15 protein-coding genes are annotated in these 12,394 nt (G+C 68.3%); 13 read left to right on the top strand and 2 right to left on the bottom strand.

The features are described 5' to 3' along the window. Positions 1-111 precede the first annotated feature (111 nt). From OXG55_13110 to OXG55_13060, 11 genes are all read left to right on the top strand, one after another. Positions 112-1,242 carry a substrate-binding domain-containing protein gene (locus OXG55_13110; protein MCY4104177.1) on the top strand — a complete coding sequence of 377 codons (1,131 nt, stop codon included), beginning with the start codon at positions 112-114 and terminating at the stop codon, positions 1,240-1,242. 177 nt (positions 1,243-1,419) lie between these two features. Then, entirely contained in the window at positions 1,420-2,379 is a 960-nt protein-coding gene (locus OXG55_13105) for an ABC transporter permease (protein ID MCY4104176.1), read from the top strand. After that, positions 2,376-3,167 carry an ATP-binding cassette domain-containing protein gene (locus OXG55_13100; GenBank protein MCY4104175.1) on the top strand — a complete coding sequence of 264 codons (792 nt, stop codon included), beginning with the start codon at positions 2,376-2,378 and terminating at the stop codon, positions 3,165-3,167. Before OXG55_13105 ends, OXG55_13100 begins: the two co-directional genes overlap by 4 nt. 68 nt (positions 3,168-3,235) lie before the next feature. Beyond that, the gene (locus OXG55_13095) at positions 3,236-3,526 is read left to right on the top strand and encodes a putative quinol monooxygenase (GenBank protein MCY4104174.1); all 291 of its coding nucleotides are present in this window, start codon (positions 3,236-3,238) and stop codon (positions 3,524-3,526) included. Positions 3,527-3,555: 29 nt separating this feature from the next. Next, positions 3,556-4,503, top strand: coding sequence for an SMP-30/gluconolactonase/LRE family protein (locus tag OXG55_13090; protein MCY4104173.1), 948 nt, complete (start codon positions 3,556-3,558; stop codon positions 4,501-4,503). Beyond that, positions 4,500-4,994 carry a VOC family protein gene (locus tag OXG55_13085; GenBank protein MCY4104172.1) on the top strand — a complete coding sequence of 165 codons (495 nt, stop codon included), beginning with the start codon at positions 4,500-4,502 and terminating at the stop codon, positions 4,992-4,994. Before OXG55_13090 ends, OXG55_13085 begins: the two co-directional genes overlap by 4 nt. Before the next feature lie 24 nt (positions 4,995-5,018). Continuing rightward, a complete protein-coding gene (locus OXG55_13080) occupies positions 5,019-5,249 on the top strand; it encodes a ferredoxin (protein ID MCY4104171.1) in 231 nt (76 codons plus the stop codon). Beyond that, on the top strand, positions 5,246-5,482 hold the full coding sequence (locus OXG55_13075; GenBank protein MCY4104170.1) for a hypothetical protein: 237 nt from the start codon (positions 5,246-5,248) through the stop codon (positions 5,480-5,482). The genes OXG55_13080 and OXG55_13075 overlap by 4 nt, the downstream gene beginning before the upstream one ends. Then, positions 5,460-5,888: a hypothetical protein gene (locus OXG55_13070; GenBank protein MCY4104169.1), complete on the top strand. Its 429-nt coding sequence runs from the start codon at positions 5,460-5,462 to the stop codon at positions 5,886-5,888. Before OXG55_13075 ends, OXG55_13070 begins: the two co-directional genes overlap by 23 nt. 73 nt (positions 5,889-5,961) lie before the next feature. After that, positions 5,962-6,390, top strand: a complete 429-nt coding sequence (locus OXG55_13065; protein MCY4104168.1) for a cupin domain-containing protein — start codon at positions 5,962-5,964, stop codon at positions 6,388-6,390. A gap of 88 nt (positions 6,391-6,478) precedes the next feature. After that, on the top strand, positions 6,479-7,276 hold the full coding sequence (locus OXG55_13060; protein ID MCY4104167.1) for a glucose 1-dehydrogenase: 798 nt from the start codon (positions 6,479-6,481) through the stop codon (positions 7,274-7,276). 134 nt (positions 7,277-7,410) lie between these two features. Here the strand turns inward: OXG55_13060 and OXG55_13055 are convergent, their stop codons facing one another. Beyond that, positions 7,411-8,166: a glucose 1-dehydrogenase gene (locus OXG55_13055; GenBank protein ID MCY4104166.1), complete on the bottom strand. Its 756-nt coding sequence runs from the start codon at positions 8,164-8,166 to the stop codon at positions 7,411-7,413. Positions 8,167-8,401: 235 nt separating this feature from the next. Between OXG55_13055 and OXG55_13050 the strand changes: the two genes are divergently transcribed. Both OXG55_13050 and OXG55_13045 read left to right on the top strand, forming a co-directional pair. Beyond that, entirely contained in the window at positions 8,402-10,087 is a 1,686-nt protein-coding gene (locus OXG55_13050) for a CRTAC1 family protein (GenBank protein MCY4104165.1), read from the top strand. Positions 10,088-10,116: 29 nt separating this feature from the next. Continuing rightward, complete coding sequence (locus tag OXG55_13045) at positions 10,117-11,349, top strand: cytochrome P450 (protein MCY4104164.1); 1,233 nt, start codon at positions 10,117-10,119, stop codon at positions 11,347-11,349. Positions 11,350-11,399: 50 nt separating this feature from the next. Here the strand turns inward: OXG55_13045 and OXG55_13040 are convergent, their stop codons facing one another. Next, a complete protein-coding gene (locus OXG55_13040; protein ID MCY4104163.1) occupies positions 11,400-12,392 on the bottom strand; it encodes an LLM class flavin-dependent oxidoreductase in 993 nt (330 codons plus the stop codon). Positions 12,393-12,394: the final 2 nt, after the last annotated feature.

Here is a 12,394-nt window from a genome sequence, read left to right as displayed (position 1 = left end):
GCCGGTCTTGCTGCGCCTATCGCGGAAGCCGCCCCTGACGCGCTCGGCGGTGGTGGGGTAGGGTTTCCGGCCATTGAACGTTCGACGAACTCGTCGAACAGGAGAGGGGAAATGGCAATGAATTCCGCCAAGTCAAAGTTCCGCGTCCTGATCTCGTTGGGTGTCGCGCTGGCGCTCGTCATGGCCGCCTGCGCCGGCGATGACAGCGGCGACGCCGCCCCGGCGCCTCCGCCCGAGCCCGCTCCCGCGCCCCCGCCCGAGCCGGCGCCGGCACCTCCGCCCGAGCCGGCACCGGCGCCCCCGCCCGAGCCGGCGGCGGCACCCGACTATGAGCAGTTCCTGGGCAGCCCGAGCCCGGATCAATGCGCAGGTGAGACCTACGACTTCGGATTCGACATCTTCTCCGACACCGAGTCGTTCGCGCTCCTCACCGTCGAGGGCTTCCAGGCCGTGGCCGACGAGATGGGCTGTGTGAGCATCGACGTCGTCTCCGACAACGCCGACCCGCTCACGGCCGTCGAGAACGTGAGGATCTTCGCCGAGCAGGGCAAGGACGGCGTCATCATCGCCAACGTGATCGAGGCTGCGCAGCCCGGCATCGTCGACGTCCTCCAGAGCAACGACCTCCCGGGGCTGGCGATCTTCGTGCCCGCGCCGGACATCGCCCTTATCGAGGTCGACCTGGGCAACGCCGGCTTGAAGTCGGGTCAGACGCTCGGCGCGCAGGCGGTCGAGCGCTGGTCGGGCGAGGAGATCGTCCTCATCGTCGGCACCTTCGACGAGGCAGGGCAGACGACGATCGACCTGACCGACGGGATCGTGGAAGGCGTCACGGCGGCCGTTCCCGACGCCGAGGTCATCCTCATCGCCACAGCCGCCGACCCGCCGACCGCCAACGCCAACACCGCGGCCATCGTGGCCAGGATCCCGGAGGGTGCCAAGATCCTCGTCGCCTCGGTCAACGACGAACTGACGCTGGGGATGCTCGAGGCGCTCCGCACGGCCGGTCGCAGCGACGACGACATGGTGTCCGTCGGCCAGGGCGCAAGCCAGCTCGAGGCGATCTGCGAGGGCAGTCTCTACGCGAGCGTCGCGTACTTCCCCGAGAACTACGGCAAGTACGCCATACCTGCACTGATCGGGTTGATCCACGGCGCCGATCTGCCGGGCTTCATCGAGCTGCCCACCGAGGTGCTGAGCGCCGAGAACCTCGGGGACTTCTATCCGGAGTCTGCGTGCTAGTCGTGCGGGAGATCGTTGATCGCACGCCCATCGGACTGATGGCCGTCTGCCGGCAGGTGACTCGGTCGCGCGCGTAGTCAAGCCAGTGATCGGCTTCTCCTGAGGGAATCCGTGTTCAAAGCCGGGAATTCACGTTCGGTTTCTCGCTCCGCCGCCGGCGCCGAGCGGGAAACCGACGTGTCCGCGCCGCGCCGCTGGACCGACGCCGGTGTTCTGCAGAGCCAGGGGCTGCTCCTGATCCTGGCCGGGCTGATGATTTTCTTCAGCCTCAAGAGCCCGTTCTTCTGGGCCACCTCCAACCTCCTCAACGTGGCCGCGAGTTCGACGGTGCTCGCGATCATGGCTGCACCGCAGACGTTCCTGATCGTCTCCGGGGGATTCGACGTCTCGGTCGGTGCAACCATCGCGATCAGCACCGTGTCGCTCGGACTCCTCCTGGCGGCCGGCGTCCCCATGGCGGCCGCAATCGTGGTGGTCCTGTTCATCGGACTCGCGGTCGGCGCGGCGAACGCCACACTCGTCGTGCTCTTGAGGGTGAATCCCCTGATAGCGACCCTCGGCACGATGTCGATCTTCACCGGGCTCGCCCATTTCCTGTCGTCGGGACAGACCGAGGTCGTGCGTAACGACTTTCTGCGGTGGATCACCAAGACGCAGGTGGGGCCCGTGTCGGTGCTCGTGTTCATGTTCATCGGGGTCTACGCGATCAGCATTGTGCTGGAGCGCACGACTGTGCTGGGCCGTTGGGTCTACGCCATCGGCGGCAACGCAGAAGCCGCCCGGCTGGCGGGGCTCCCCATCCGGCGCGTGCAGTACTCGCTCTACATAGCGTCGGGGCTGTCGGCCTCCGTCGGTGGTGTGCTGCTGACCGGGATCCTGCAGTCCGCGTCGCCGCGGGTCGGCGATACGTTCCTGCTCTCGGTGGTCACGGCGGTCATTCTCGGGGGCGCCAGTCTCACCGGGGGCCGGGGGTCGATCATCGGCACGTTGCTGGCGGTCGCGATTCTGGGTGTGCTGCAGAACGGCTTCTCGCTGCTGCTGCTCCCCTCCTCCGTCCAGACGATCGCGCTGGGCATCGCGCTCATCATCGCGGTCGTGTTCGACGGCATGCTTCGCAGGATCGAGCGGCGACGATGACAGGCGCATCCGTCCCCGTGCCCGTCCTGGAGATCGAGAACGTCGTCAAGCGGTTCGGCGCCATCGAAGCGCTCAAGGGTGTCTCGTTCACACTGGGCCCCGGCGAGATCCTCGGGCTCGTCGGTGACAACGGTGCCGGGAAATCGACTCTTCTGAAGATCATCTCGGGCGCCCTGGATCCGACCTCGGGCTCGGTGAAGCTCAATGGCGCGCACCTCGAATTCGGTAATCCGGCCCAGCAGCGGCAGGCGGGCATCGAGGCCGTCTATCAGGATCTCGGGCTCGTGGGGAACCTGGACGTCGCGGGGAACTTCTTCCTGGGCCGTGAGCTCCGTCTGCGAGACCATCGCAGCCCGCTGGCGTTCCTCAACAAGCGCGCCATGCACGTGCAGGCGCGTGACGCCATCGCCCGGCTCCACATCACGATTCCTGGCTCGGTGGCCCAGAAGGTGAACAGTCTGTCCGGAGGTCAACGCCAGGCCGTTGCCATCGCCAGGGCGGCGTTCTGGAAACGCGAGCTGCTTCTCCTCGACGAGCCCACGGCGGCGCTCGGCGTCGAAGCGACCGCTGAGGTGGGTCATCTGATCATGAAGATCGCGAAGGAGGAGAACGTCCCGATCATCGTCGTGAGCCATGACATCGCCGAGGTCCTGAAAGTGGCCGACAGGGTCGTCGTGCTGCGTCAGGGCGAGGTCACCGCGGAGTTGGCCGGTTCGGAGACGTCCGCGGCAGAGGTGGTCGGCTACATCACCGGGACAATTGCACAAGAGACGGAGGAAGGCGGATGATCGGACCGTTGCTCGCGGCGGCGTCCGGGCGGACGCCGCCGTAGTGAGCCGAGGCTTGAGGAGGAGCGATGGGATATGTCCTCGCCGTTGAGTGGACCGCCAAAGCGGGTCAAGGCGATCGGATAGCCGAGATCCAGCGGGAGTTCGCTCCGTTGGCTCGCCAGGAGCCCGGTTGCCGGAAGTTCTTCGTCAGCCGGTCGGGCGACGATCCGGACGTGTTCTTCCTCTACGAGGAATACGACGACGAGGCGGCGTTCGACGCGCACCTCGAGACCCCGCACTTCGACCGGCTGATCCGGGGTGCCGCATTGGACCTGCTGGCGAACTCGCAGAAGGCGATCTACGAGCCGCTCGACTGAGTCGCCCCGTTCGGGCCGCCGCCCACCGTATGACCCCGGATAGCTCTGCGGGGCCCCTCACCGGCGCAGCGGTCGAGGCTGCGACCTTCGTGGCGTTCCTCGAGGGTCCGGCGGTGGATGCGCACGGCACGGTGTACTTCTCCGACCTCCGGGCGAACCGGATCATGACACTGACCGCCGACGGCGAGCTCGGGATCTTCCGGGAGGACGCGGGACGGGCGAACGGCAACGTGTTCGATCGCCAGGGCCGCCTCGTCACGTGCGAGGGAGCCGAGCACGGCCCGCGAGGCCGTCGGCGCGTCACCCGCACCGACATCGCCACCGGCGAGATCGAGGTGCTGGCGGACCGGTACGAGGGGAGGCGCCTCAACAGCCCCAACGACGTGACGGTCGACACGCAGGGCCGGCTCTACTTCACGGATCCCCGCTACGACGCCGACCGGTCCGACCTCGAGATGGACGTCGAAGGCGTCTACCGCATCGACCCCGACGGAACCGTCACCCGGATCATCGGACAGCCCGACGTCGAGAGGCCCAACGGCCTGGCGGTCACGCCCGACGACCGGGTTCTCTATGTCATCGACTCGAACCATCTGATGGGCGGGAATCGGAAGGTCTGGGCCTTCGCCCTCGACGCCGGCGGCAACGCCGTCGACCGCCGGATCGTCTACGACTTCGCACCCGGCCGCGGGGGCGACGGGATGGAACTCGACGTGGCCGGCAACCTGTACGTCTGCGCCGGGATCCTGACCCAGCGGGGTCCGGGGGAGACCACAGTGAACCCGCCGGGCGTCTACGTGATCACACCGTCGGGCGAACTCCTCGAGCGGATCCCCATCCCCACCGACGTGATCACCAACTGCTGCTTCGGCGGGAGCGAGAAGCGCACGCTCTACGTGACGGCGGGACATATGCTCTACAGGACCAGGGTGAACGTTCCCGGATACCACGTTCACCCGGACGAGGGGGGCACATGACATCCACCATGCGATCCGACGAGGCGGCGAGCGGCGCCGACGCCCAGCGGCTCCATCACATCGGTCTGACCGTCGGCGACCTCGAGGAATCGCTCCGATTCTGGGAGCAGTTGTTCGGCGTCACCGCGAACTCCCGGCGCCTCTTGGACCAGCCGCACATCGGTTCGATCGTGGGCCATCCCGGCGTGGCCATCGACGCCGCCTGGATCGACGTACCGGGCAGCGACGCCGTGCTGGAACTGGTGCACTACCTCAACCGCGACGGCACACCTGTCGACGACGACACCATCAACGAGGGCAACGTCCACTTCTGCATGGAGGTCGAGGACATGGACGCCATCTGGGAGCGTGCCGTGGCGCTGGGCGCACGCCCCGTCAGCGGCGCGCCGGTCGAGGTTCCGACCGGTCCCGCCAAGGGCGCCAGGATCGTCTACATGCGCACGATCGACGGAGCGACGATCGAGTTCATCCAACCGGCGCCTCCCTCTTGAGTGGATCGCAGCGGGCGAGGACCGGTGCCCGATGGCCCCCAGCTTCGCATCACCATCGACCGGTCGGTGTGCGACGGCAACGCCATGTGCGGCCTGATCGCGCCGCACACCTTCGATATCGATGAGGCCCACAAGGCAACGGTGACCGACCCGCAGGGCGACGCCGCCGAGCTCGTCCTGGAGGCGGCCGCCAACTGCCCGGTTCGGGCGATCTCGATCGCCGATGCCGCCACCGGCGCGCGGCTCTACCCGTGACGCCGAAGGCCCGTCCCGACTTCGACCCGAAGGCCCCTCCCGACTTCGAACACCTGCGCCGCGTGGCGACCGCGGTACGGCGGTCCGTGATCAGCGCCGTCCACCACGCCGGCGCCGGTCACGTCGGCGGCCCGCTGTCGGCGACCGACCTGCTCGCCGTGCTCTACTTCCACGAACTCCGGATCGATCCGGCGGTTCCGTGCCAGCCCCGTGCTGTTCGGCGACGACGGTGAGTTCCACGTCGGCCGTGGCGTCGTGATGCGACGGGGATCCGATGTGGCCCTCATCAGCACCGGCGTGCAGACGACCCGCACGGTCCGAGCCGCCGATCTGCTGGAGGCCGAGGGCGTGAGCGTGCATCACCTCCACCTGCACACCGTCAAGCCCCTCGACGAGGCGGCCGTCATCGAGGCCGCCGCAACCGGTGCCGTGGTGACCTGCGAGGACCACTCGATCATCGGCGGCCTCGGCGGGGCGGTGGCCGAGGTCCTCGCCGAGCGGCGACCCACGCTCATGCGCCGGATCGGCGTGCGTGACGTCAACATCGAGTCGGCACCCAATGAAGCGCTCTTGGAGCAGCACGGATTGACGCCGCGGCACATCGCCGCCGCCGCGAAGGAGATCCTCGGGACGTGGTAGAACTACCGAGGCGGGGGTTTGAGTCGTTCGGACTCACGAGGATGCTCCCGGTGGGGAAACACGGAGGTCCACGATGTCAAAGCAGAATCTGGTCATGAAGGTGACCGATGTCCCGATGCTGGAGATGGCGAACGGCAAGTTCCGTGACGTCTTCCAGATCACCGACGAGACGTTCGGCCCGGGCACCAAGATCTCCGCAGGTCAGGTGTGGCTCGCACCCGGCAACACCGAGGGCCACGTGGACGTGCACGACCAGGACGAGGCGTTCTACATCATCTCGGGACACGCCCAGTACTACGCCGACGGCGAACTCATCGATGTCGAACCGGGGGACACGGTCTATTGCCCCGCGGGCACCGAGCACACCTTCTACACGGGCGACGAGATGCTGCACATCTTCTGGCTGATCGCCGGCGAGTGGTCGACCGACTTGGCCGACATCAAGGAGGAGGTCGGGGACTGGGTCGAGGTGGACGGCACAACAGGCTGGCACCTCGGCTGAGCCCACTCGTCAGTCCGGCGAAGGCCGGAACCCGCCGTCCAGTGGCCCGATCCGAGCCCCCGACGGACGACCCGGCACACTTCTAGCAATGCCCAGCTACGAACTGGACGGCAAGGGCGCCATCGTGACCGGTGGCGGCCGCAACATCGGCCGCGGGATCGCACACCGTCTCGCAGCGGAGGGCGCGGCGGTGGCGGTGGCCGACATCGACGCCGCCGCCGGGGAGGCGGTGGCCGCCGAGATCCGGGACGGTGGCGGCCGGGCGATCTCCGTGACGACCGACGTCACCGACAGGTCGCAGGTGGATCGGATGGTCGAGCGGACGGTCGCGGCCTTCGGCTCTCTGGACGTCATGGTCAACAACTCCGGTGTGCTGAGCACCGCTCCGGCCATTGACATCACCGAGGACGACTGGGATCGCCATTTCGCGGTCAACACCAAGGGGGTGCTGTTCTGCTCGCAGGCCGCCGCGCATCAGATGATCGACCAGGGCCACGGGGGCAGGATCATCACCATCGTCTCCACAGCCGGCGTTCTCCCGTCGTTCCGTGACACCTATGTCGCCTCCTACGTGGCCAGCAAGCACGCCGCCATGGGGCTCATCAAGCAGATGGGTCAGGAGATCGCCCCGCACGGCATTCTCATGAACGCCGTGTTCCCCGGCATCGTGGACACGGACATGCTGCGCGCCATACACCGAGACGTCGCCGCCGACACCGGTGAGACGTACGAGGACGTGCGCCGGCGGGTGCTCGACCTGATCCCCGTCGGGCGATACCAGACGCCCGACGACGTGGCGAAGATGGTCGCCTTCCTGGCCTCCGCGGATGCCGACTATTCCGTGGGACAGGCCTTCGACGCGAACGGGGGAGCGTTCTTCTGGTAGCCGCCGGAGCACCGGTGCCGCCGAGGAAACTGCCAGGTCGTGCTGCGGGCCACGCCCACCGTCACTCCGGCGGAGGCCGGAATCCATGGTCCAGCGGGTCGGACGGCGTCTCGCACCGGTCCCACGGCGACTTCCTAGAGCAGGTGGCCCCCGTCGACGACTAAAGGATGTCCCGTCACGAAGGACGCCCCCTCCGAGCACAACCAGACGACGGCGTCTGCGATCTCCGCCGGCTCGCCGAGCCTCCCCATGGGATGCCGGGCAACCGCGGCCCGCTCGGCCTCGGGGTCCCCGTCGAGGAAGAACTCGGTCATCGGAGTGCGGATCACACCGGGGCACACCGCGTTGATCCGGATGCCGTGATCGGAGTACTCGAGGGCTGCCGTCTTGGTCAATCCGATCACCGCGTGTTTGGCCGCCACGTAGGCCGATTCGCCGGGTAGCGCGATGAAGCCCGCCACGGACGAGGTGTTGACGATCGCGCCCGCACCCTGCTGCACCATGTGACGCAACTCGTACTTCATGCACAGGAACATCGAAGCCTGCGTCACGCTCGTGACTCTCTCGAAGACGTCCTCCGGGTACTCGTGGATCAGCGCTCGAGTACCCAGATTGCCCACGTTGTTGTGCGCGAAGTCCAGCCCGCCGAACGTTTCGACGGTCGTGGCGACCATCTGCTCGACGTCGGCCGAGTTCGTCACGTCGGCTTCGATCAGCAATGCGTCGGCGCCCCGTTGCTCGACCATCTCGACGGTGCGGGCGGCGGAGGGCCCGTCGATGTCCACGACGGCCACGCGGGCTCCCGCAGCGGCGAAAGCGAGCGCGCTGGCCTGCCCGATACCGAGCCCGGCTCCGGTCACGAGAGCGACTTTCCCAGTGAAATCGGCCATTCGGAGAGCCTCTCGTTCGGGTAGACCCACCCGCGGCGATGGACGCCGTCCCCACGATAGCCGTGCGCGTTGTCGCAGTTCGGGGGCCTCCGCAGCCGTCCGAGGCAAGAGGCAGCCGGCGTGCGCCGCGCCGGCGAAGCGCTGGCGGCGGGCAGGCGAAGAGGGATAGTGTTTGGTGCGCCCGCGGCATTGAGACCGTCGTGCCGGGGGGCGAAGGGGGGAGGGTCATAGGGCTATGACTCTGCGCCGGGTGATCCTGGCTCTGGCACTGACGGTGGCGCTCGTCGCCGCGGCCTGCTCGGACGACGACGGCAGCGACGCGGTGCCTGCACGCGGCTGGGAGGACCCGGCGGGCAACCTGCTGGCCTTCTCCAACGTCGCGGCGACCGCGGGCATCGAATTGGACCGCGAACTGCCGCCCCCGCCGGCGCCGCCCGAAGGCGCCGAGGGGACACCTTCCGAACCGCAGGGCATGCCGGATCTCATGGATCCCGCCGTCAACGCCAAGGCGACTCTGGCGATGCGGGGAGGAGCGGCCGTGCTCGACTTCGACCGGGACGGTTGGCTGGACCTCTTCGTGGTCGGCGCCGACTCAGGCCCCGACCGCCTGTACCGGAACAACGGCGACGGGACCTTCTCGGAGGTGGGGGCGCAGGCGGGGGTGGCCCTGGAGCATCTCGGCTCCGGCGCGGCGGCCGCCGATTTCGACGGTGACGGGTGGACCGACCTGCATGTCACCAGCCACGGTTCGGGTGAGGCCGCGGCCCCAGGACACCACCTGCTGTACCGCAATCGCGGCGACGGCACGTTCGAGGAGATCGCCGGTCGGGCCGGCGTGGCGACGACCAGCTCGACGATGGGGGACGGTTTCGGTTCGGCCTTCGGCGACGTCGACCTCGACGGCGACCTGGATCTGCTGGTCACGGGCTGGCAGGAGGGCTCGCTCGGCAACCGGCTGTTCATCAACAACGGCGACGGCACGTTCAGCGACGTGACCGAGGCCGCCGGGCTCACCGACGACGGCGTCCGCGGCTTCGCGCCCTGCCTCGCCGACATGACGGGCGACCGCTACCCGGAGGCCCTCATCGCCGCCGACTTCGGGACGAGCAGGTATTTCGTCAACAACGGCGACGGAACCTTCACGGAGCGGACCGCGGCGTCCGGCACCGATGAGACGTGGGCGGGAATGGGCGGCACAGTGGCCGACTTCGACGGGGACGGCTGGCTGGACTGGTACGTGACCGCCATCTTCGACGAGCACGGCCTGGGCTACGGGGACGGCAACAAGCTGTACCTGAACCAGGGCTCCGGACTGTTCGAGGAGTCCGCGGCGTCGGCCGGCGTGAACGACGGCGGATGGGGGTGGGGGACCGCCGGCTTGGACCTCAACCACGACGGCATGGTCGACATCATCGAGACCAACGGCTGGATGCGCGAGGAGTACCAGGGGGAGCGCGCCAAGCTCTGGATCAATATGGGGGACGGTACGTTCACGGACGTGGCCACATCCGCCGAACTCACCTACGACATCCAGGGCCTGGGGCTCCTGCACTTCGACTTCGACGGCGACGGCGACCAGGACGTGGCCCTCACCTCGCCGGCCGGCGACTTCCGCCTCTACCGGAACGACCTCAGCGGCGAGGCGGCCAACTGGCTTCGGGTGTTCCTGGACACGACGGGCACTGACGGCATAGCGCCGCACGGGCTGGGCAGTCGGGTGACGGTGACGGCCGGCGACCTCGAGTTACACCGCTGGATCATGTCGTGCGCGCACTACCTGACCAGCAGCGAGATCTCGGCGCACTTCGGCCTGGGCTCGGAGGAGACGGTCGACGAGGTGCGGGTCGAGTGGCCCGACGGGTCGGTGACGATCATGAGCGACATCGACGCCAACCAGACGCTGACCGTCTCACCCGGCTGAGTCGCCGAGCAGACCACGAGGAGCCGATCGTGGCATCGATCGATGACCAGCTGGTCTCGCGGCAATTCATGGAGGACCCGTACCCGGTCTACCGGCGGCTGCAGGAAGAGGCGCCGGTGTACTGGAGCGATGCGTGGGACTGCTGGCTGCTGACCCGGTTCGCGCACGTGGATGCGGTCATTCGCAACCCGGCCGGCTTCCGGAACCGGGTCTATGCCACGTGGATGGAGAAGATCCCCACCGAGCACCGCGAGGAGCTGTCGTCGTTCGTGGACTACTGGACGACCAGCGGCTTCAGCCAGGCGGACCCGCCCGACCACACCCGGATCCGTCGCGTCGTGTCGAAGGCCCTGACTCCCGACGCCCTCGCCGCCATCCGCCGGCGCGTCGAAGCGCTCGCCGACTCCCTGCTCGACGAGGTCACCGAGAGCGGGCGCACCGACCTGCCGCCCGACTTCGCCGTGCCTCTGCCCGCCATCGCGGTCAGCGAGTTGGTGGGGTTGCCTGCCACCGAGAGGGTGCAGTTCAGGGAGTGGACGAACCAGTACCTGGAGTTCCTCGGCCCGGGCGGCCTCGACGTGGACGTCATGCGCCGGAGCCAGGCGGGCTTGATGTCTCTGCGCGGCTGGCTGGGTGACCTTCTCGAGGACCGCAGGGCCAACCCCGCCGGCGATGTGCTGTCCAGCCTGGTCGCGGCCGACGAGGCGGGGGACGTGATGAGCACCGACGAGTTGCTCTCCACGTGCGTGGATCTCGTGACCGGCGGAGACGACACGACGACGAACATGCTCGGCAACGGCATGATGGCGCTGCTCGAGCATCCGGATCAGCTGGACCTGCTGCGCGACGACCCGAGCCTGATGAAGAACGCCGTCGAGGAACTCGTCAGATACGAATGCCCGTTCCAGATGGTGTTCCGGCTGACGACCACCGACGTCGAGATCGACGGCACGGTGATCCCCGAGGGACAGGTGGTCCGCCTCATCCTCGGCGCGGCGAACCGAGACCCGGAGCAGTTCGAGAACCCGGACAGCATCGACATCAGGCGCGGCCACATCCGCCATCTCGGGTTCGGTTTCGGGACGCACTACTGCGTCGGTCAGGTGCTGGCGCGATCCGAGTTGCAGGTCTCTTTCGAGAGGTTGATCCAACGGCTCCCGAACGTCCGTCTGGCGGGGGAGCCGGTGCGCCTACCGAGCGTGGGCCCGCGCGGGTTCACGTCACTGCCGCTCACATTCGATCCGACACCGCGCCTACTCTGAGCCCGGGGATATCCCGCGCTGGTGAGTCGGCGGGGTCCCGACTGAACTGATCACCCGCCGCCGGCGACCGCCTGCAGTCGGGGCAGCACCTCGCGCCGTAGCCGCACCATCGACTCGGCGTCGTGGGGGTGGGGGAATCCGCAGATGATGTGGCGGAACCCCAGCGCCACGAGCGGTTCGAGCTTCTCGGACACGTCGTCGGGCGTTCCCACCGGCTGCTCCGGCCAGACCGGGGCGTCACCGTTCAGTCTCCGCAGTTCGGCGTAGACGCGGTCGGCCTCGCGACGCGTGTCGCGGATGATCACGACCCGGATCTCGGCGGTCCGGGCGATCTCGCTCTCGTCGCGACCCACGTCCGCGCAGTGCGCCCGCAGGATCCTTTCCTTGCGCGCCAGGGCGTCCGCCCCGTGGTGGAATCCGAAGTTGCAGGCGTCGCCGTAGGTGGCGACGAGCCTCAAGGTCACGCGCTCGCCGTCGCCGGCCACGATGATGGGGATTCGCTCCTGGATGGCTCCGGGATCGTTGCGGGCAGCCGCGGGCCGGTAGCGGCCGACGGCGGCGGTCGCAGGATCGCCTCCGAGCATGGAACGGAGCAGCGGCAGCGCCTCGCCCAACCAGCGAAGCCGCTCGCCGGGGCCGGCCCCGAACTCGAACCCATAGCCGGTGTGCTCTTCCTCGAACCAGCCGGCGCCAATGCCGAGAAAGGCCCGTCCACCGCTGATGTGGTCCAGCGTGGTGATCATCTTGGCGAGGAGCGTCGGCTCCCGGAACGTGTTGGCCGTCGCCAGCAGCCCGAGCCGGACCCGGGATGTCGCCTGCGCCCAGGCGGCAAGGCTCAGGTAGCCCTCGAATACCGGGCCCTGCTCGCCGACGCACGCCAGCACGTGATCCGACGTCGAGAGCGTGTCGTAGCCCAGGTCATCCGCACGGACCGCCGCCTCGAGCAGATCGGCCCAGGTCGTGTGCATGCTCCACAGGTTGACGCCCAGCAGCACCCGCTCGGGGTCCTGCCAGGGTGGCGGTGGGGTGGCGGCTCCCGCCACGG

The organism is bacterium, from assembly GCA_026708055.1.
Lineage (GTDB): Bacteria > Actinomycetota > Acidimicrobiia > Acidimicrobiales > CATQHL01 > VXNF01.
The sequence above is the reverse complement of the archived record's forward strand: the minus strand, read 5'-3'. Positions and strand labels throughout refer to the sequence as shown.

Bases quoted from the DNA above. Each gene is read 5' to 3' on its own strand.
- OXG55_13110 (MCY4104177.1), top strand. From the start codon at position 112: ATGGCAATGAATTCCGCCAAGTCAAAGTTCCGCGTCCTGATCTCGTTG.
- OXG55_13100 (MCY4104175.1), top strand. From the start codon at position 2,376: ATGACAGGCGCATCCGTCCCCGTGCCCGTCCTGGAGATCGAGAACGTC.
- OXG55_13095 (MCY4104174.1), top strand. From the start codon at position 3,236: ATGGGATATGTCCTCGCCGTTGAGTGGACCGCCAAAGCGGGTCAAGGC.
- OXG55_13090 (MCY4104173.1), top strand. From the start codon at position 3,556: ATGACCCCGGATAGCTCTGCGGGGCCCCTCACCGGCGCAGCGGTCGAG.
- OXG55_13085 (MCY4104172.1), top strand. From the start codon at position 4,500: ATGACATCCACCATGCGATCCGACGAGGCGGCGAGCGGCGCCGACGCC.
- OXG55_13065 (MCY4104168.1), top strand. From the start codon at position 5,962: ATGTCAAAGCAGAATCTGGTCATGAAGGTGACCGATGTCCCGATGCTG.
- OXG55_13060 (MCY4104167.1), top strand. From the start codon at position 6,479: ATGCCCAGCTACGAACTGGACGGCAAGGGCGCCATCGTGACCGGTGGC.
- OXG55_13055 (MCY4104166.1), bottom strand. From the start codon at position 8,166: ATGGCCGATTTCACTGGGAAAGTCGCTCTCGTGACCGGAGCCGGGCTC.
- OXG55_13050 (MCY4104165.1), top strand. From the start codon at position 8,402: ATGACTCTGCGCCGGGTGATCCTGGCTCTGGCACTGACGGTGGCGCTC.